The 18,826-nt window shown below is 54.1% G+C and carries 17 protein-coding genes; 10 read left to right on the top strand and 7 right to left on the bottom strand.

Features of this window, described 5'->3' with window-relative positions; translation table 11 throughout:
- The first annotated feature begins 712 nt into the window (after nucleotides 1–712).
- From minC to minE, 3 genes are read left to right on the top strand one after another with little or no spacing between them, the layout of a single operon-like run.
- A complete protein-coding gene (gene minC / locus JM656_RS12610; RefSeq protein ID WP_203358091.1) occupies nucleotides 713–1,420 on the top strand; it encodes a septum site-determining protein MinC in 708 nt (235 codons plus the stop codon).
- Nucleotides 1,421–1,442: 22 nt separating this feature from the next.
- Nucleotides 1,443–2,255, top strand: coding sequence for a septum site-determining protein MinD (minD, locus tag JM656_RS12615; protein WP_192611953.1), 813 nt, complete (start codon nucleotides 1,443–1,445; stop codon nucleotides 2,253–2,255).
- A 3-nt stretch (nucleotides 2,256–2,258) separates the two neighbouring features.
- The gene (gene minE, locus JM656_RS12620; protein ID WP_003859937.1) at nucleotides 2,259–2,525 is read left to right on the top strand and encodes a cell division topological specificity factor MinE; all 267 of its coding nucleotides are present in this window, start codon (nucleotides 2,259–2,261) and stop codon (nucleotides 2,523–2,525) included.
- Nucleotides 2,526–2,616: 91 nt separating this feature from the next.
- On the opposite strand, the gene JM656_RS12625 is transcribed toward minE, so the two are convergent.
- Nucleotides 2,617–3,534, bottom strand: coding sequence for a LysR substrate-binding domain-containing protein (locus JM656_RS12625; protein ID WP_192611952.1), 918 nt, complete (start codon nucleotides 3,532–3,534; stop codon nucleotides 2,617–2,619).
- A 103-nt stretch (nucleotides 3,535–3,637) separates the two neighbouring features.
- Between JM656_RS12625 and JM656_RS12630 the strand changes: the two genes are divergently transcribed.
- The 5 genes from JM656_RS12630 to JM656_RS12650 all read left to right on the top strand — a co-directional run bounded on the left by JM656_RS12630 (nucleotide 3,638) and on the right by JM656_RS12650 (nucleotide 10,262).
- On the top strand, nucleotides 3,638–4,723 hold the full coding sequence (locus JM656_RS12630; RefSeq protein ID WP_203358092.1) for a tartrate dehydrogenase: 1,086 nt from the start codon (nucleotides 3,638–3,640) through the stop codon (nucleotides 4,721–4,723).
- Nucleotides 4,724–4,979: 256 nt separating this feature from the next.
- Nucleotides 4,980–6,593: a BCCT family transporter gene (locus JM656_RS12635; protein WP_203358093.1), complete on the top strand. Its 1,614-nt coding sequence runs from the start codon at nucleotides 4,980–4,982 to the stop codon at nucleotides 6,591–6,593.
- Nucleotides 6,594–6,642: 49 nt separating this feature from the next.
- On the top strand, nucleotides 6,643–7,767 hold the full coding sequence (gene yeaW / locus JM656_RS12640) for a carnitine monooxygenase, oxygenase subunit YeaW (protein WP_203358094.1): 1,125 nt from the start codon (nucleotides 6,643–6,645) through the stop codon (nucleotides 7,765–7,767).
- An 18-nt stretch (nucleotides 7,768–7,785) separates the two neighbouring features.
- Complete coding sequence (locus JM656_RS12645; protein WP_203358095.1) at nucleotides 7,786–9,234, top strand: NAD-dependent succinate-semialdehyde dehydrogenase; 1,449 nt, start codon at nucleotides 7,786–7,788, stop codon at nucleotides 9,232–9,234.
- Between the two features lie 62 nt (nucleotides 9,235–9,296).
- Nucleotides 9,297–10,262, top strand: coding sequence for a PDR/VanB family oxidoreductase (locus tag JM656_RS12650; protein WP_203358096.1), 966 nt, complete (start codon nucleotides 9,297–9,299; stop codon nucleotides 10,260–10,262).
- A 47-nt stretch (nucleotides 10,263–10,309) separates the two neighbouring features.
- On the opposite strand, the gene rnd is transcribed toward JM656_RS12650, so the two are convergent.
- The 5 genes from rnd to JM656_RS12675 form a co-directional block, all read right to left on the bottom strand.
- On the bottom strand, nucleotides 10,310–11,425 hold the full coding sequence (rnd, locus tag JM656_RS12655; RefSeq protein WP_203361285.1) for a ribonuclease D: 1,116 nt from the start codon (nucleotides 11,423–11,425) through the stop codon (nucleotides 10,310–10,312).
- An 81-nt stretch (nucleotides 11,426–11,506) separates the two neighbouring features.
- Complete coding sequence (gene fadD / locus JM656_RS12660; protein ID WP_203358097.1) at nucleotides 11,507–13,192, bottom strand: long-chain-fatty-acid--CoA ligase FadD; 1,686 nt, start codon at nucleotides 13,190–13,192, stop codon at nucleotides 11,507–11,509.
- A gap of 204 nt (nucleotides 13,193–13,396) precedes the next feature.
- Nucleotides 13,397–13,990 (bottom strand): Slp family lipoprotein, encoded by a 594-nt coding sequence (locus JM656_RS12665; RefSeq protein ID WP_203358098.1) that lies wholly within the window; start codon nucleotides 13,988–13,990, stop codon nucleotides 13,397–13,399.
- A 56-nt stretch (nucleotides 13,991–14,046) separates the two neighbouring features.
- Nucleotides 14,047–14,742, bottom strand: coding sequence for a tRNA (adenosine(37)-N6)-threonylcarbamoyltransferase complex dimerization subunit type 1 TsaB (tsaB, locus tag JM656_RS12670; RefSeq protein ID WP_203358099.1), 696 nt, complete (start codon nucleotides 14,740–14,742; stop codon nucleotides 14,047–14,049).
- A gap of 57 nt (nucleotides 14,743–14,799) precedes the next feature.
- Nucleotides 14,800–16,710: an ATP-dependent DNA helicase gene (locus JM656_RS12675; protein ID WP_203358100.1), complete on the bottom strand. Its 1,911-nt coding sequence runs from the start codon at nucleotides 16,708–16,710 to the stop codon at nucleotides 14,800–14,802.
- Between the two features lie 136 nt (nucleotides 16,711–16,846).
- Between JM656_RS12675 and JM656_RS12680 the strand changes: the two genes are divergently transcribed.
- A complete protein-coding gene (locus JM656_RS12680; protein ID WP_203358101.1) occupies nucleotides 16,847–17,191 on the top strand; it encodes a RidA family protein in 345 nt (114 codons plus the stop codon).
- Between the two features lie 7 nt (nucleotides 17,192–17,198).
- Here JM656_RS12680 and JM656_RS12685 read toward each other — a convergent pair whose 3' ends face one another.
- On the bottom strand, nucleotides 17,199–17,378 hold the full coding sequence (locus JM656_RS12685) for a YoaH family protein (protein ID WP_203358102.1): 180 nt from the start codon (nucleotides 17,376–17,378) through the stop codon (nucleotides 17,199–17,201).
- A gap of 83 nt (nucleotides 17,379–17,461) precedes the next feature.
- On the opposite strand from JM656_RS12685, the gene pabB reads away from it, so the two are divergent.
- Nucleotides 17,462–18,826: an aminodeoxychorismate synthase component 1 gene (gene pabB / locus JM656_RS12690; RefSeq protein ID WP_203358103.1), complete on the top strand. Its 1,365-nt coding sequence runs from the start codon at nucleotides 17,462–17,464 to the stop codon at nucleotides 18,824–18,826.

Genomic DNA, 18,826 nt, shown 5'->3' on the forward strand with positions numbered 1-18,826 from the left:
TTGCGATTGCATTGCTTGCCAGTATAGCTTCTGCTGGTTTTCACACTGGTGGAGCTGCATGTGGCACATGAACGCCTCAATCTCGCTTCCTTGTGTCTACCTATGGCAGCCGCCAGAACCGCATCCACCGTAAACGTCGCACTGTCGGGTTTCCATGTCGACGATAGTGGCGCGCTCGCCTGCCGCGTTGAATCTGGTGATTAGGTTATCGGCTTTGCGTTTGAACTGGCTATAAGCGACCCCTGGTATCAGATGTTGACCGTGATGACTTCAGTCAGGCAACGAAAAAAAGCAAAGATCTCCTACTTCCGTTTTAATGACCTAAGACCCGCTTGGGTAAGTTGGCATCTTCAGAACGGAACCCCGTTAGTGATGTTAAAAGAAATGGGCGGATAGCAAACGCTGGAAATGGTGAAAAAATACACTTCCCTGGGTGCCGAACATTTAAACAAATTCGTAGGTTCTGTCACGTTTTTGGCACATGAAAATGAGCTTGATATGAGAGGGGAATTGAAAAATGCAGCATCACATTGACAGATAAAGGTTTTTTTGAAAAACGGTGAGTTAACTCTATTTAAGATAAGTAGACTTTTATTATGAATTAACGGGATGGTGACTTGCCTCAATATAATACTGACTATAACATGCCTTCTGGACTTCGGAATATCACTCCGCACTGGAGATGATAAATAGCAAATTGAGTAAGGCCAGGATGTCAAACACGCCAATCGAGCTTAAAGGCAGTAGCTTCACCTTATCAGTGGTTCATTTGCATGAAGCAGAACCCGAGGTTATTCGTCAGGCGTTAGAAGACAAAATCGCGCAGGCACCTGCTTTTTTAAAACATGCTCCTGTCGTGGTTAATGTCAGCGGCCTTGAAAGCCCGGTAAACTGGCCGGTTCTACAAAAGGTTGTTGCGTCCACCGGTCTGCGTATTGTCGGGGTTAGCGGATGCAAAGATGCCCGACTGAAAGCGGAAATCGACGGGATGGGCCTCCCTTTACTGACCGAGGGTAAAGAGAAAGTGGTTCGTTCCGCTCCCGTTGAAGTCGCTGCGCCCGTTCCCCCACCGCAAAACGTTACTCCTATCACAAAAACGCGATTAATTGATGTACCGGTTCGTTCCGGCCAGCGTATTTATGCTCCACAATGTGATCTGATTGTTACAAGTCACGTCAGTGCTGGCGCGGAGTTGATTGCCGACGGCAATATTCACGTTTACGGTATGATGAGAGGCCGCGCGCTGGCAGGCGCAAACGGCGATCGGGAAGCGCAAATTTTTTGTACGCATCTGACGGCAGAACTGGTGTCTATCGCAGGTGTTTATTGGCTGAGTGATAAAATCCCAGCAGAATTTTATGGCAAAGCGGCACGTCTGCAACTGGCAGAGAACGCTTTGACAGTTCAACCGTTGAATTGATCCCTTTTAACAAGGAATTTCTATGGCACGCATTATTGTTGTTACTTCGGGTAAAGGGGGCGTTGGCAAGACCACCTCCAGCGCGGCCATCGCTACAGGTTTGGCCCAGAAGGGAAAGAAAACTGTCGTTATTGATTTTGATATCGGCCTGCGTAACCTCGACCTGATCATGGGATGTGAACGTCGCGTCGTTTACGATTTCGTGAACGTGATTCAGGGCGATGCGTCACTCAATCAGGCGTTAATCAAAGATAAACGTACTGAAAATCTCTTCATTCTTCCGGCATCACAAACCCGCGATAAAGATGCACTGACCCGTGAAGGCGTAGCGAAAGTGCTTGATGATCTGAAAACGATGGATTTTGATTTCATCGTCTGCGACTCTCCGGCAGGTATTGAAACCGGCGCGCTGATGGCGCTCTATTTTGCCGATGAAGCGATTATCACCACCAACCCGGAAGTCTCCTCGGTACGTGACTCTGACCGTATTCTGGGCATTCTGGCCTCAAAATCACGTCGTGCAGAGAATGGTGAAGATCCAATCAAAGAACACCTGCTGTTAACGCGCTACAACCCAGGCCGCGTCAACAAAGGCGATATGCTCAGCATGGAAGACGTGCTTGAGATCCTGCGTATCAAACTGGTGGGCGTCATCCCGGAAGACCAATCCGTATTACGTGCATCTAACCAGGGCGAGCCGGTCATCCTCGATATCAACGCGGATGCAGGCAAAGCGTATGCAGATACTGTGGAACGTCTGTTGGGAGAAGATCGTCCTTTCCGCTTCATTGAAGAAGAGAAGAAAGGTTTCCTCAAACGCCTGTTCGGAGGATAAGTTATGGCATTACTGGATTTTTTTCTCTCGCGGAAAAAGAGTACAGCTAACATCGCAAAAGAGCGACTGCAAATTATTGTCGCGGAGCGCCGTCGCAGTGACGCCGAGCCGCATTATTTACCGCAGCTGAGAAAGGATATTCTCGAGGTTATCTGCAAATATGTGCAAATAGATCCGGAAATGGTCACCGTGCAGCTTGAACAAAAAGACGGCGATATTTCTATCCTCGAACTTAACGTGACGTTACCAGAAGCAGAAGAGTCCCGATAACGTTCTGCACAAATAGCGCATGTATTATAGAAGGCAGATAATTCTGCCTTTTTTATTTTCGATGGCCTGCCAAAAAATCAGCGCGTCACGTTTATTCCAGTTTAAACTTTGGATAACGCTCCTGAAAATAACCGCGTAAAAACTCGACCGTAATACGGATTTTTGCCGAAGTCGCAAGACGAGATACATAAACAGCCCAGATATTGGCGGGCTGATAATACTCCGGCAACACGTGTACCAGATGACCACTGGCAATGTTGTCGCACACATCCCACCATGAACGTAGCGCAATCCCCTGCCCATCCAGACACCACTGATGCACAATCTCGCCGTGGTTGGATGACAACGCGCCAGTCACTTTGATCGAGTGAACGCCCTCTTTGTTGCGTAATTGCCATATCCCAAACGGATGGTCACGCTCCTTAATGACCAGACATGGATATGTTGCCAGCTCAGAAAGTTGTTTCGGCGTACCGTGCTGTGTCAGAAATTCTGGCGATGCGCATAAAACCCGATAGTTGGTGGCCAGTTTGCGGGCTATCAAATTCGGGGCAATATCATCCCCAATGCGAATATCGAGATCGACCCCTTCATTGACCAGATCCACCAATCGGTCTTCAACGTCAAAGCGCACTTCCAGTTGCGGATACTGTTTTGCCAGGGCGGAGAGCGCCGGGGCGACAACCCTGCGTCCAAAACCAAAACTGCTGATTACCCGTAGCATGCCCTGCGGCACCTGCCGCACGTCGGACAGTTCATCCATCATCTGATCCACATCCTGCAAAATGCGCTGCGCCCATTCGTAGATGCGCTCCCCCTCTTCAGTGATGGTGACCCGCCGGGTGGTTCGGTGTAATAACACGACGTTCAGCGTCTGTTCCAGCAGCGCGACGCGCTTGCTGATAAACGCAGGGGAAACGCCCAGCTCTTCCGCCACGGCGGCAAATCCGGCACGGCGGGCAACCAGCATAAAGACGCGTAAATCATTCAGCAGCGGCAGATTATTCATGATCTGTGTTTTATGTTTCACCAGTTAGGGGGATTAACTATCAATCAGTCAATTATAGGATAAAGGGGAAGTCAATTTTGGTTGCTGATAAGTGAGAGCTGGTATGAAGAAAACCTATCGTATTGCCGCAATTCCCGGAGACGGTATTGGGAAAGAAGTTCTGCCTGAAGGTATTCGTGTCTTGCAGGCCGCCGCTGAGCGCTGGGACTTGTCCCTGAGCTTTGAGCCGATCGAATGGGCCAGCTGTGAGTACTATACCCATCACGGAAAGATGATGCCTGATGACTGGCACGAGCAACTTAAGTCCTATGATGCCATCTATTTTGGCGCCGTCGGCTGGCCGGAAACGGTGCCTGACCACGTCTCATTGTGGGGTTCACTGCTGAAATTCCGCCGCGAGTTTGATCAGTACGTCAATCTGCGCCCGGTACGTCTCTTCCCTGGGGTTCCGTGTCCGCTGGCCGGAAAACAGGCGGGTGATATTGATTTTTACGTAGTGCGCGAAAATACCGAAGGTGAATATTCTTCGCTGGGCGGACGCGTCAACGCCGGGACCGAGCATGAACTAGTTATCCAGGAGTCCGTGTTTACCCGTCGCGGCGTGGATCGCATTCTGCGTTACGCCTTTGAGCTGGCGCAGAGCCGCCCACGCAAAACGCTCACCTCTGCCACCAAATCTAACGGTCTTGCCATCAGCATGCCGTACTGGGATGAACGTGTTGAGGCGATGGCCACGCAATACCCGCAGATCCGCTGGGATAAGCAGCACATCGATGTACTGTGCGCCCGCTTCGTTTTACAGCCAGAACGCTTTGACGTGGTGGTCGCCTCTAACCTGTTCGGCGACATCCTGTCCGATCTGGGTCCGGCCTGTACCGGAACCATCGGCATTGCGCCCTCTGCCAACCTCAATCCTGAGCGCACTTTCCCGTCACTGTTCGAGCCGGTACACGGCTCAGCGCCGGACATCTACGGTAAAAACATCGCCAACCCCATTGCGACCATTTGGGCTGGCGCCATGATGCTGGATTTCCTCGGTAATGGTGATGAGCGTTTCCATAATGCACACAATGCCATTCTGGCGGCCATTGAGCAGGTGATTGCCAGCGGGCCTAAAACGCCCGATATGAAAGGCGTTGCCTCCACGCAACAGGTGGGTGATGCCATTTGTCAGGCTATCCTGCGTTGAGGTCAAACCACAGAATAAGAGCCGCGTCACTGACGCGGCTTTTTTTATTCATTCTCCCCGGTAAATTCCTGCGCCATTTCACCTTTTATTATTTCCGTTCCGTGTTTTATTGCTTCACGCATCCGCTAATTGTTTAATTCATGTAACAACTAAATAATTAAATTGTTAATACGGCAGTAACAAGTCTTGACCCTACAGCGTGATTACAACTACAGGCCAATGCCAAATACGGGCGACGACGCCCAGGAGATCACCCATGTTGAGCAATGTAAAAAAGAAAAAAGATGTGCCGCTGATTGCCATCAGCTTACTGGCCATCCTTTTTATCGCAGCAACATTAAGCCTCTTCCCCCAGCAGTCTGCGCAAGCAGCAAACACCATTTTTAACGGCGTTACCCGGATGCTCGGTTCCGCGGTTCAGGTCCTGGTACTATTGGCAATGGGACTGGTCATTTATCTGGCGACCAGTAAATACGGCAATATTCGCCTGGGGGAAGGAAAACCGGAGTACAGCACCCTTTCCTGGTTATTCATGTTTATCTGCGCCGGATTAGGTTCTTCCACGCTTTACTGGGGCGTTGCGGAATGGGCGTATTACTACCAGACTCCGGGTCTGAATATCGCGCCGAACTCGCAAAAAGCCCTCGAATTTAGCATCCCCTACTCCTTCTTCCACTGGGGGATCAGCGCGTGGGCAACCTACACCCTGGCCTCGTTAATCATGGCCTACCATTTCCATGTGCGTAAAAATAAAGGATTAAGCCTCTCGGGGATTATTGCCGCCATCACTGGCGTACATCCGCAAGGCGTCTGGGGCCGTCTGGTCGACCTGATGTTCCTGATCGCCACCGTCGGCGCATTGACCATCTCTCTGGTCGTCACCGCCGCCACCTTTACTCGCGGGTTGTCTGCGCTGACCGGATTACCGGATAACTTCATGGTGCAGGCTTTCGTTATCCTGCTTTCCGGCGGTATTTTCTGCCTTAGCTCCTGGATTGGTATCAACAACGGCCTGCAACGTTTGAGCAAAATGGTCGGCTGGGGCGCATTTTTGCTGCCGCTGCTGGTGCTCATCGTTGGCCCAACCGAGTTTATTACCAACAGCATCATCAACGCCATTGGCCTGACCACGCAGAATTTCCTGCAAATGAGTCTGTTCACTGACCCGCTTGGCGACGGCTCGTTTACCCGCAACTGGACCGTCTTTTACTGGCTGTGGTGGATCTCTTATACCCCAGGTGTGGCGATGTTCGTGACCCGCGTGTCGCGTGGTCGTAAGATTAAAGAGGTCATCTGGGCGTTGATCCTCGGCAGCACCGTCGGCTGCTGGTTCTTCTTCGGCGTGATGGAAAGTTATGCCATCCATCAGTTTATTAACGGTGTGATCAACGTTCCGCAGATTATGCAAACGCTGGGTGGCGAAACCGCCGTGCAGCAAGTATTGATGTCGCTCCCGGCCGGTAAGCTGTTCCTGGCGGCGTATCTGGCGGTGATGATTATTTTCCTCGCATCCCACATGGATGCGGTGGCCTATACCATGGCGGCGACCAGCACGCGAAACCTACAGGAAGGTGAAGATCCTGAGCGTGGACTGCGTCTCTTCTGGTGTGTGGTCATTACCCTGATTCCGCTGTCGATTTTGTTTACCGGCGCCTCGCTGGAAACAATGAAAACTACCGTGGTACTGACAGCGCTTCCGTTCCTCGCCATCTTACTGGTGAAGGTCTTTGGCTTTATTCGCTGGTTAAAGCAGGACTATGCCCACGTCCCTGCCCATCAAATTGAAAGTAGTCTTCCCGAAACGCAGGAGAGCGCGCCCGTATCAACGCCCACGCTGCCCGCCGGGACAATACTCAAAGGCGACCACTGAGCGCCACGAGCCAACATCCTCTTACTGACAAAAAATAAAAGGTAACCCTATGAGCAATCTGAGCCCTGAATTTGTTTTGCCTGACAACTTTTGTGCAAACCCGCAGGATGCCTGGACCATTCCGGCACGCTTTTACACCGACCAGCAGGCATTCGAACATGAAAAAGAGAACGTGTTTGCCAAAAGCTGGATTTGCGTCGCGCACAGCAGCGAACTGGCGAAGCCGAATGATTATGTGACCCGTGAGATCATCGGTGAAAATATCGTCCTGGTGCGCGGTCGCGACAATATTCTGCGCGCTTTCTATAACGTCTGCCCGCATCGCGGTCATCAGTTACTGAGCGGCGAAGGGAAAGCGAAAAACGTGATCACCTGCCCGTACCATGCCTGGGCTTTCAAGCTGGATGGCAATCTCGCTCACGCCCGTAACTGTGAAAACGTCGCCAATTTCGACAGCGACAAGGCCCATCTCACCCCGGTTCGCCTTGAAGAGTACGCCGGTTTTGTCTTTATCAACATGGACCCGAATGCACCCAGCGTTGAGGAGCAGTTACCGGGCCTGGCAGCAAAAGTGGTGGAGGCGTGCCCGGAGGTTCATGACCTGAAACTCGCGGCCCGTTTTACCACCCGCACCCCGGCAAACTGGAAGAATATCGTCGACAACTATCTGGAATGCTACCACTGTGGCCCGGCACACCCTGGCTTCTCTGATTCCGTACAGGTGGATCGCTACTGGCATACCATGCATGGCAACTGGACGCTGCAGTACGGTTTTGCCAAACCGTCTGAGCAGTCATTCAAATTTGAAGAGGGTGTGGATGCCGCCTTCCACGGCTTCTGGCTGTGGCCCTGCACCATGCTCAATGTCACCCCTATCAAGGGGATGATGACCGTTATCTATGAATTCCCGGTTGATGCGGAAACCACCCTGCAAAACTACGATATCTACTTTACCAACGAAGAATTAACGGATGAGCAGAAGTCGCTGATCGAATGGTATCGCGACGTGTTCCGCCCGGAAGATTTACGTCTGGTCGAAAGCGTACAAAAAGGGCTGAAATCACGCGGCTATCGCGGTCAGGGGCGCATTATGGCGGATACCAGCGGGAGCGGAATTTCCGAGCACGGTATCGCCCATTTTCATAATCTGGTCGCCCAGGTGTTCCAGAATTAATTGCGCAGGGAGAGAGCCATGTCCGTATTTCAGTCTTCACTTTTTCGTCAACAAGCGTTCATTGCTGGCGTCTGGCGAGATGCCGATAATGACGCCACGCTGGCGGTGACGAACCCTGCAACGGGCACGACGCTGGGAAAAATCCCCAATATGGGTGCAGAGGAAGCGCGTCAGGCGGTTGACGCCGCCTCGCAGGCATTACCGGCCTGGCGGGCGATGACTGCCGCTCAGCGTGGGATGTTACTCAAAGCCTGGCATCGTCTGATCCTCGACAACACCTCTGCGCTTGCGCAGATCATGACCGCCGAACAAGGTAAGCCGCTGGCGGAGGCAGAGGGGGAAATTGCCTACGCCGCGTCGTTTATCGAATGGTTTGCCGAGCAGGGAAAACGCACCAACGGCGACGTTATCCCCTCCCCGTCCACCGATAAACGGTTGATGGTGATCCGCCAGGGAATTGGCGTCTGTGCCGCCATCACGCCGTGGAACTTCCCTGCGGCGATGATCACCCGCAAAGCCGGGCCTGCGCTCGCGGCAGGTTGTACGATGGTGCTCAAACCGGCGAATGAAACGCCATTCACCGCGCTGGCGCTGGCGGAACTGGCGCGACAGGCAGGGATCCCGGCCGGTGTTATCAATGTCGTGACCGGTAAGTCCCGCGATATCGGGGCGGTATTCACCGGTGATGAGCGCGTGCGCAAACTCTCCTTCACGGGGTCAACCGAAGTGGGCCGCGTCCTGATGCGCCAGTGTGCCGACAGCATTAAAAAGGTGTCGCTGGAGCTGGGCGGTAACGCGCCGTTTATCGTCTTTGAAGATGCCGACCTCGACAAAGCCGTGGAAGGTGCGCTGGTCGCCAAATTCCGTAATGCCGGACAAACCTGCGTGTGCGTAAACCGCTTTTATATTCATCACGCCATTTACGACGCGTTTTGCGAGAAATTCGTCGCCAGGGTCGCGGCGCTGCGGGTGGGCGACGGCAGTCAGCCTGGCGTACAAACAGGACCGCTGATCAACAGTGATGCCGTGCAAAAAGTGCAGTCCCTGCTCGACGACGCGCTGACCCGTGGCGCCACGCTGTTAACCGGCGGCCAGCGTCATGCGGCAGGCGGCAATTTCTTTACCCCCACGGTGATAGGCAACGTGCAGCCAGGCTCTCAACTGTTGCAGGAAGAGATCTTTGGCCCGGTAGCCGCACTGGTGAAATTCGACGATGAACAGGATGTTATCCGTCAGGCTAATGACACCATTTATGGCCTGGCATCGTATTTCTACACCAATGACGCCGCGCGGATCTGGCGCGTTTCAGAACAGCTTGAGTACGGGATGGTGGGGATCAATACCGGACTCATCTCCAATGAAGTCGCGCCGTTTGGCGGCGTCAAACAGTCGGGGCTGGGGCGCGAAGGGTCAGAATACGGGATCGAAGATTACCTGGAGATGAAATACCTCTGCCAGGGGCTGTAACGATGACAGGTCCCGGCGCTGTCAATGCGCAGCGTCGGGCTGATTTTTAAGGGAGTGCTGCGATGTCTGAATATCAAATGCATCAGGTGCGGGTGAGTCAGGTTGAAACCCTCACCGCGCATGTAAAGCGTTTTACCTTAGTTGCTGCGTCGGGCGGCAGGTTACCCGCCTTCAGCGGCGGTAGTCATATTATTGTCCAAATGCGCGAGGGCAATCAGCTCTATAGCAATGCCTATTCGCTGATGAGTTCCCCGCTGGATACCTCTCACTGGCAAATTGCCGTGCGGCAGGAGGAGAACTCCAAAGGGGGATCCCGCTATCTGCATCAGCAGGTGAAACCCGGCGACACACTTACCGTGTCCACCCCGAAGAATCTCTTCGCGCTCGCGCCGCAGGCGCATAAACACCTGCTGATCGCCGGAGGGATTGGGATCACCCCATTCCTCTCTCAGATACCCGAACTGGAACAGCGCCAGGCGCAGTGGCAGCTCCATTATTGTGCCCACAGCCGGGAAAGTTGCGCGTTTCACAGTGAGTTATCTCAGCACATCAATGCCTCCCGTATTCATCTGCACCTTTCGTCAGAAGGCACACGGTTGGAACTGGCGCGTCTGCTGGCGGATGTTGAACCGGGCACCCATATCTATACCTGCGGTCCAGAAGCGCTTAACGATGCCGTAAGACGCGAGGCTGCCGCTCTCGGCATCGAAAAAGATGCTCTGCATTTTGAACAATTTGCCGTTGAAGATAAGGCGGGCGATGCCTTTACCCTCGTACTGGCCCGTTCGGGACGCGAATTTGTGGTCCCCGAAGAAATGACGATTTTGCAGGTGATCGAAAATAACAAAGCGGCGAAGGTGGAGTGTTTGTGCCGTGAAGGGGTGTGCGGCACATGTGAAACGGTGATTCTCGAAGGGGAAGCCGATCACCGGGATCAGTATTACAGCGACGATGAAAAAGCCAGCCAGCAAAGTCTGCTCATCTGCTGCTCACGCGCCAAAGGTAAGCGACTGGTGCTGGACTTATGATCTCACGGCCGAATAACGGGAGCGCCTGGCTCCCGTTTTCGTCTGGTTTAGCGTGGATACTCTTGCAACAGACGGTTGAGCTGTTCAGCCATCAACTCCGCGCGCCATCCGGAAATCAGCTCCGGTAACGTCGCCTGCGGTTTTAGCTTCCAGTGCCAGTTGAGCAACTGGTTTATCTGGCGGCGGGAGGCGAGCAGCTCGGCGCTGAGATTATGCGCCGCACTGACGTCGGCAACCAGCGCCTTGATGGCTTTGAATGCCTTGCGGTAGCCCGGCATATCCATCAGGTTCAGCAAGGGTTGCGGAAGGCTCTCTTCCGGGAGCGCCTGCGCTTGTGCCACCAGTGAAATCAGCGTCTTGCCGTGAAAACGAATTTCACTGCCGGAAAGCCCAAGACCGTCGAGTTCCCCCAGACTGCCTGGCATATAACGGGCAACAGCCCACAGATGTTCTTCGCGCACCACGAAATTGACCGCCAGATCGCGCTCACGGGCTTTACGCAGTCGCCAGTCGGCCAGTAATTGCAGGCAGGCCAGTTGACGGGTACGCAACTGCCAGGCGTTGGTAATTTCACGCCAGGCGTCTTCAGGCGCAAGGATCTCCTGACGGCGTTGCTGCATCAAACGACACTCGTCCAGCGCGGCGGGTAACCAACCACTCTCTTGCGTTTCCGCCATCAGTTTTGCGGTGATCGGTAATAGATACCAGACATCGGCCGCCGCGTATTCACACTGGCGCTCCGTTAACGGTCTGGCCAGCCAGTCAGTACGGGATTCACTCTTGTCCAGCGCTACGCCGGTGTACTCTTCCACCATGGACGCAAATCCCCATGACAGAGGACGTCCACAAAATGCGGCGAGGATTTGCGTGTCGATCAGCGGCTGTGGCAGTTCACCAAAGGTATTCAGAAACACTTCCAGATCTTCGCTGCCCGCATGCAGATATTTGGTAATGGCGGTATCGCGTAAAATGGCGCGCAGTGGGGACCAGTCGGTGATCCCGTGCGGATCAATCAGCGCAACGTGTTCGCCATCAAACAGCTGGATAAGACCCAGTTGCGGATAATAGGTGCGCGTGCGGACAAATTCAGTGTCCAGGGCAATGGCCTTAAACGCACGGACCGCTTCGCAAAGGGTTGCCAGCGCGTCGTCCGTGGTGATCATTTGGTAATTCAAATCGTGTTCTCTTAGGTTTGCGCCAAAAAAAACGCCGGCTTAACCGGCGTCTGGCGACTCATTTAAAGCTCATGCCTTATTGTCTACTTTGCCACGCGCTTCGTCACGTAATTCTCGTCGCAAAATTTTTCCGACGTTAGATTTTGGCAACTCGTCACGGAATTCCACCAGCTTAGGCACTTTGTAGCCCGTCAGATGGCGACGGCAGAAAGTGACCAACGCCTCATCGGTGAGGGAATCGTCTTTTTTCACCACAAAAATCTTCACCGCCTCGCCACTGCTGCCGGACGGCACGCCCACCGCGGCCACTTCCTGAACGCCAGGATGCTGCATGACTACATCTTCAATCTCGTTCGGATAGACGTTGAAGCCGGAGACCAGAATCATGTCTTTTTTACGGTCAACGATGCGCAGGAATCCTTCGTCATCCATCACCGCGATATCACCGGTATGCAACCAGCCCCCTTTGACGATTTCATCCGTCGCGTCGGGACGTTGCCAGTAACCCAGCATCACCTGTGGGCCTTTGATGCACAGTTCGCCCGGCTCTCCCGGTGGCACTTCGTTGTCATCATCGTCGACCAGTTTGACCTCGGTGGAGGGAACCGGTAAGCCGATGCTGCCGCTGTGATAGTCGATATCATGCGGGTTAACGCTCACCAGCGGTGAACATTCGGTCAGTCCGTAGCCTTCCAGCAGGTATTGCCCGGTCAGCTTCACCCAGCGCTCCGCTACGGCTTGCTGGACGGGCATTCCGCCCCCCGCCGACAGATGCAACGTAGAAAAATCGAGCTGCTGGAACTCTTTGTTATTCAACAAGGCATTAAACAGCGTGTTCACGCCCGTCATGGCGGTGAACGGGTATTTCGCCAGCTCTTTGACCAGTCCTGGGATATCGCGCGGGTTGGTGATCAGCAGGTTTTGACCGCCCAGTTCAATGAACAGTAAGCAGTTCATGGTCAGGGCGAAGATGTGATACAGCGGCAGCGCGGTGACCACCAGCTCTTTACCCGGATGCAACAGCGGCCCGTAGGTCGCATTCACCTGCTCGAGATTTGCCAGCATATTGCGGTGCGTCAGCATCGCCCCTTTCGCCACCCCGGTCGTGCCGCCGGTGTACTGCAGGAAAGCCAGATCTTCAGGCACCACCTCAGGCTTCACATATTGCATGCGATAGCCGTTTTGTAACGCGCTACGAAATGAAATCGCATCCGGCAGATGGTACTTCGGCACCAGGCGCTTAATGTATTTCACCACGAAGTTAACCAGCGTGCCTTTCGCCGTCGAGAGCTGATCGCCCATACGGGTCAGGATCACGTGTTTTACGGCCGTTTTCTCAACCACTTTTTCCAGCGTATGGGCAAAGTTGGAGACAATCACGATAGCCGTCGCGCCACTGTCGTTGAGCTGATGCTCCAGTTCACGCGGTGTATACAGGGGATTGACGTTGACCACGATCATCCCGGCTCGCAGGATACCAAACAGTGCGACAGGGTACTGCAACAGGTTCGGCATCATCAGCGCGACACGATCGCCCTTTTTAAGCCCGAGCCCCTGCTGCAAATACGCCGAAAATGCCCGGCTACGCTCTTCGAGTTTGCGGAAGGTCATCACCTCCCCCATATTGACGAACGCAGGCTGATCGGCGTAGCGCGCCGAAGCCTGTTCAAACAGTTCCACCAGGGATTGATAACGGTCAGGATTGATCTCCGCCGGGACATCTGCGGGATAACGGTTAAGCCAAACCTTCTTCAAAACATCACCTCTAAAATGCGTGTTCGTCGTCATCACAACCCCAGTAAATAAACAAGCCGTTAACATAATATTAACTCAGCGTACCAGCTTATTAATTACTCAACTGAAAGGTTGCGAAGCGCGTCACTATTTATTTTTCTTCTATCCGTATTAATGCAGAAACAGCGGACGAGCCGCTGTTTCTTTTATCGACAAAACAATGAGTTACTCTGTTACTATCGTCTGAACCTGGACGGGGCCGGGGTTATACCATCCGCCATAACCATAGCCGTAACCATAGCCATAGTGTCTGGCGCGTGCACCGTAAAACCACGGATCAATCGGCTGAGGCGGCATCACAACCTGTTGCGTAACCCGCCAGCGCTTATAACCCGTCACATTCATCAGCATAAATTTGTACGGGGTATTGCCGATTTTACCGTCGACACTTCCGCTGATCGGGCCGACGACGGTGACCAGTTGACCGCGAAAATCAACCGGGTCAAGGAACCCGTTCACGTCTGCCAGAATACGTCCGCGAGACACTTCGCCCAGCACCGGTCGCGCGCCGCTATCCAGAGACACCGTGGCAATCTCCAGACGGGTTTTCCCCTGCTGGTTTTGCACGTCCACCACTTTGCCGCCAAAACGCGCTTCCTGGCCGACATACAGTTGCGGCGCGCTCATCACCCGCGCCAGATCCTGTTGCGGCGTGGGACTCGACCCTTTGATGGCATCCGGAACGGTGACGCAGCCACTGAGCATAAGCGCAACGGCTGCCGCCAGCATTCCTTTAACAATCTGTCTGTGAACCGCCATAATGCGACTCCTTCTTCTCAGCGCATATCACTGCATCAGGCTAATACTACTGAGATTCATTCTTTACCGGGAAGTTTCTTCCACGCCACGTTGTTACGCAAATAAACCGGTTCGGCATGCTCAACGGCGACGGTTTTTCCTGCCGCCAGCATTTGGCTGGCTAACGGCAGCATATCTTCTGCCGCTGGCAGCAAGACATCGCCATCACGCAGCGCCAGACCGCTCTCGTTTGCCAGTTCCGGCCATGCCGGCCAACCCGTGCCCACCGTGGCCCACTCGCCGGAAAGTTGCTTTAACCGTGCAAGTACCGCGTCCGGTTTTAACACCGCTTCAGTATCTTCACCGTGCCATACGCCATTTTCGTCGCGCTGATATTCTGCCCAGTAGACTTCGCCCATTCGGGCGTCAATCGCCGCCAGAACGCGGGTGGCGCCGGTTTTACGCCAGGCGCCCTGCGCCATCGTTGCCAGCGTCGAGACCCCGATCATCGGAAGAGAGGCCCCCAATGCCAGACCTTGCGCAATACCGATACCAATGCGCACGCCGGTAAAGCTCCCCGGCCCGCGGCCAAAGGCCAGCGCGTTGATTTCGGCAAGCGTTGTGCCGCTGGTTGCCAGGATATCCTGAACCATCGGCAAGATTCGTTGGGTGTGTTCTCGTGGGCAAAGCTCAAATTGAGCATTGATATTACCGTCATTCCACAGGGCAACAGAACAGGCTTCTGTGGCGGTATCGATAGCCAGAATTCGCATGGGTCTTCGTGCTTAGATCAATAAAATGGCGCGTATCTTACCATACTCCGTAACAAATTACTTAACCGATGGGAGGGCAAGAAACCGGACGGCGCGAGCAATATCCCGGGTGCGCGGCGCAGGCGGGAGACTGGCCAGGAACGTCGCGCCATAGGGACGCATAACGAGTCGGTTATCACAAATCACCAGCACGCCACGGTCATCGGCATCACGGATCAGGCGCCCCACCCCCTGCTTCAGGGTGATAACCGCATCCGGTAACTGAACCTCATCGAAAGGATCGCCGCCGCGCAGTCGGCAGTCTTCCATTCGCGCTTTGAGCAACGGGTCATCCGGCGAGGTAAACGGCAGCTTGTCGATAATCACCAGCGACAAGGTATCGCCGCGCACATCAACGCCTTCCCAGAAACTGCTGGTCGCCACCAGCAGCGCGTTGCCCGCGCTGACGAACTGTTGCAACAGTTGACCTTTGCTGGTTTCGCCTTGCAGCAGCACCGGCAACGTCATGGTGGCGCGGAACTGTTCGGCAAGGTCGCGCATCATGGCGTGCGAGGTACACAGCATAAAGCAACGCCCATTGTTCGCTTCAATGATGGGTCTTAACATCGCGGCCAACTGGCGCGCCGCGCCGGGCTGGTTGGTCTGCGGCAGGTTTCGCGGCACTAACAGCAGCGCCTGCTGCGTGTAATCGAACGGACTGGGAAGCAGCATGGATTCTGCCTCTTCAATCCCCAGTCGCGCGGTAAAATGGTGGAGATCGTCATTCACCGACAGGGTCGCTGAGGTAAAAATCCAGCTACCGGGTTTCTGCGCCATCACCTCTTTGAATTTATCCGCAACGGTCAGCGGCGTCAGCGCCAGGGTAAAATGACGCGACGTACATTCATACCAGTAGCTGTAGCCTGGCTGATTGATCTCTTTCAGGCGTTTGAGGCGGGTGCGGTACAGCGTGGCCCGCTCGAAGGCGGCGTCCAGAAGTGTCGAACGCCCCAGAGAAAGTTTCGCGACGTCGTAACACAGTTCGAGTGTGTCATCGAGCAACAGAAAGGCCCGCTGGACGCGCGGATCGGCGAGAAGCTCGCGCAGGTTCCCACGGTAGCCTGGCTCCCCTAATTGCAAACGGAAATCTTGCGCACTCTGGGCAAGACGGTCAGCGCATTTTTGCAGTTGTTGGGTGTCTTTGAGTTCGGTGCGATACGCAATCGTAAAATCTTTTGCCAGATCAAGAAGCTGTCGGCTGGAGAGTGACTGGCCAAAATACTGGCTGGCGATGTCGGGAAGCTGATGGGCTTCATCGAAGATCATTACCTCCGCTTCGGGGATCAGTTCACCAAAACCGCTCTCTTTCACCACCATGTCAGCCAAAAAAAGATGGTGGTTGACCACCACGACATCGGCATCCATCGCTTTTTTACGCGCTTTGACCACAAAGCACTCTTTGTAGAGCGGGCAATCGCTGCCCAGACAGTTGTCATTGGTGCTGGTGACCAGCGGCCAGGCCTGAGAGTCTTCCGCCACGCTGACGCAGGTACTGATGTCGCCATCAAGGGTTTGATTGGACCAGGAGCGCAGTAAGATAACGTCGCTCAAAATTTGCACCGGCAAGTCACCGCCCGCCAGCGCCTGCTGTTCAAGACGCTCCAGACACAAATAGTTTGAGCGCCCTTTCAGCAGCGCCAGTTTGCCGGTGAACTTCAGGGCGTTTGCCACGGTAGGGAGATCGCGACTGTAGAGCTGATCCTGCAACGCTTTCGAGCCTGTTGAAATAATCACTTTCTTTTTGGCGCGTAATGCAGGGGCGAGATAGGCGTAGGTTTTCCCTGTGCCTGTCCCGGCTTCAACGACCAGAGGGGCCGAGGTTTCAATCGCATGGGCCACGGCAACGGCCATTTGTCGCTGTGGTTCGCGCGGCTTAAAACCCGCTATCGCTTTCGCTAACTGACCGTCTACGGCAAAATCGTCCGACACACTACCCCCTGTTCATTTGAACAGGGATTATGTCAGGCCAGAGGATCTTTCGCCAGTTGAAGAGGTGACGACGGCATAACAATGTGGCAGTCTTGCCGCGTAAAAATGGAACCTTAACGCTAACGAGGAGTAATTGATGACTATTGTCCGTATTGATGCCGAAGACCGTTGGTCTGATGTCGTTATCCACAACAATACCCTGTACTACACCGGCGTACCTGAGAACCTGGACGCTGACGCCTTCGAGCAGACGGCCAATACCCTGGCGCAAATCGATGCCGTACTGGAAAAGCAAGGCAGCAATAAGGCGCGCATTCTGGATGCGACCATTTTTCTTACCGATAAAAGTGATTTCGCGGCGATGAACAAAGCCTGGGATGCCTGGGTTGTTGCCGGACATGCGCCTGTACGTTGCACGGTACAGGCTGGGTTAATGAACCCGAAATACAAGGTTGAGATTAAAATTATCGCTGCCGTCTAAGGTCGCGTTATTCGTCTTCATCCTCAAAACGCGCCACGATCCGCTCGCCGGTATGGGTGGCGCGTAACTCCGCAGCCACCAGCGCAATCGCCTCCCCGCTACTCATTCCTTGTGACATCAGTTCCTGAATGCGTTCTACCGCTTTTTGCTGCTGATCGTGCGTGAGTGAAGGTAAACCTGCAAACATGATGAACTCCTGCTAAATTGTTAACGCTAATTATTTCATGCTACCCGGCACATAGCCAGTAGAGTAGTCACGAGTCAGGACAGATGAAGACGTTATCTCCCGCTGTAATCCAGTTACCCTGGCGTCAGGACGCCGCTGAACACTATTTTGCGCCGCTGAGTCATACCCCCTGGGCCATGCTTCTGCATTCCGGTCACGCGGACCATCCGCATAACCGTTTTGACATTCTGGTGGCCGATCCCATCACGACGCTGGTCACACGTGGCGAAAAAACACGGGTCTGCGATGCGCATCACTGCACCACAACAACAACGGATGATCCGCTGAACGTCGTGCAGACAGCGCTGGCATCGCTGGCGATGACGCCATCGCACAGCGACGATTTGCCGTTTCAGGGGGGAGCTCTGGGACTTTTTGGCTACGATCTGGGGCGTCGTTTTGAATCGCTGCCCGATATTGCCCAACACGATATCACGTTGCCGGATATGGCGGTGGGAATTTACGACTGGGCGCTGATTGTCGATAACCAAAAGCAAACCGTGTCGCTGCTCAGCCATTCGAACGCACTCGCACGACTCGACTGGCTGGAAAGCCAACAGGCGCCAGTGCATGAGCCGTTCAGCTTAACCTCCGCCTGGCAGTCGAACATGACGCGCGAGCAGTATGGTGAAAAATTTCGCCAGGTACAGGCTTATCTGCACAGCGGCGACTGCTATCAGGTGAATCTTGCCCAGCGTTTTCAGGCTGACTATCAGGGTGACGAATGGCAAGCCTTTGTGCGTCTCAATCAGGCCAACCGCGCCCCCTTCAGCGCCTTTTTACGTCTGGAAGATGGCGCTATTTTGAGCCTTTCACCAGAACGATTTATTCAACTCGCGAACGGCCACATTCAGACCCGCCCCATCAAAGGGACACTTCCACGTCTGGAGGATCCGCACGATGACCGCCAGCAGGCGCATAAACTCGCCTGCTCGCCAAAAGATCGGGCGGAAAACCTAATGATTGTCGATCTGATGCGCAATGATATTGGCCGCGTCGCCGTACCGGGGTCAGTCAAAGTGCCCGAACTGTTTGTCGTTGAGCCGTTTCCGGCGGTACACCATCTGGTCAGTACCATCACCGCGCAGTTGCCCGACCACCTGCATGCCACCGATTTGCTGCGTGCCGCCTTCCCAGGCGGTTCGATTACCGGTGCGCCGAAAGTACGCGCAATGGAAATTATTGATGAACTGGAGCCCCAGCGACGCAATGCCTGGTGCGGCAGCATCGGGTATCTCAGCGTTTGCGGCAATATGGATACCAGCATCACCATTCGTACCCTGAGCGCGACGCAGGGAAAACTGTCGTGTTCCGCAGGCGGCGGGATTGTGGCGGACAGCCAGGAAGCGGCGGAATATCAGGAAACGTTTGATAAAGTGAATCGTATTTTGCATCAACTGGAGGACTAA

Origin of the sequence: Citrobacter sp. R56, assembly GCF_016811995.1 — a bacterium.
GTDB lineage: Bacteria > Pseudomonadota > Gammaproteobacteria > Enterobacterales > Enterobacteriaceae > Citrobacter_D > Citrobacter_D enshiensis.

What these genes read in the sequence shown, in the direction of transcription:
- minC (WP_203358091.1), top strand. Translation starts at nt 713, where the DNA reads ATGTCAAACACGCCAATCGAGCTTAAAGGCAGTAGCTTCACCTTATCA.
- minD (WP_192611953.1), top strand. Translation starts at nt 1,443, where the DNA reads ATGGCACGCATTATTGTTGTTACTTCGGGTAAAGGGGGCGTTGGCAAG.
- JM656_RS12635 (WP_203358093.1), top strand. Translation starts at nt 4,980, where the DNA reads ATGTTGAGCAATGTAAAAAAGAAAAAAGATGTGCCGCTGATTGCCATC.
- JM656_RS12650 (WP_203358096.1), top strand. Translation starts at nt 9,297, where the DNA reads ATGTCTGAATATCAAATGCATCAGGTGCGGGTGAGTCAGGTTGAAACC.
- tsaB (WP_203358099.1), bottom strand. Translation starts at nt 14,742, where the DNA reads ATGCGAATTCTGGCTATCGATACCGCCACAGAAGCCTGTTCTGTTGCC.
- JM656_RS12630 (WP_203358092.1), top strand. Translation starts at nt 3,638, where the DNA reads ATGAAGAAAACCTATCGTATTGCCGCAATTCCCGGAGACGGTATTGGG.
- JM656_RS12665 (WP_203358098.1), bottom strand. Translation starts at nt 13,990, where the DNA reads ATGGCGGTTCACAGACAGATTGTTAAAGGAATGCTGGCGGCAGCCGTT.
- JM656_RS12645 (WP_203358095.1), top strand. Translation starts at nt 7,786, where the DNA reads ATGTCCGTATTTCAGTCTTCACTTTTTCGTCAACAAGCGTTCATTGCT.
- JM656_RS12680 (WP_203358101.1), top strand. Translation starts at nt 16,847, where the DNA reads ATGACTATTGTCCGTATTGATGCCGAAGACCGTTGGTCTGATGTCGTT.
- pabB (WP_203358103.1), top strand. Translation starts at nt 17,462, where the DNA reads ATGAAGACGTTATCTCCCGCTGTAATCCAGTTACCCTGGCGTCAGGAC.
- yeaW (WP_203358094.1), top strand. Translation starts at nt 6,643, where the DNA reads ATGAGCAATCTGAGCCCTGAATTTGTTTTGCCTGACAACTTTTGTGCA.
- minE (WP_003859937.1), top strand. Translation starts at nt 2,259, where the DNA reads ATGGCATTACTGGATTTTTTTCTCTCGCGGAAAAAGAGTACAGCTAAC.
- JM656_RS12625 (WP_192611952.1), bottom strand. Translation starts at nt 3,534, where the DNA reads ATGAATAATCTGCCGCTGCTGAATGATTTACGCGTCTTTATGCTGGTT.
- rnd (WP_203361285.1), bottom strand. Translation starts at nt 11,425, where the DNA reads ATGATCACCACGGACGACGCGCTGGCAACCCTTTGCGAAGCGGTCCGT.
- JM656_RS12685 (WP_203358102.1), bottom strand. Translation starts at nt 17,378, where the DNA reads ATGTTTGCAGGTTTACCTTCACTCACGCACGATCAGCAGCAAAAAGCG.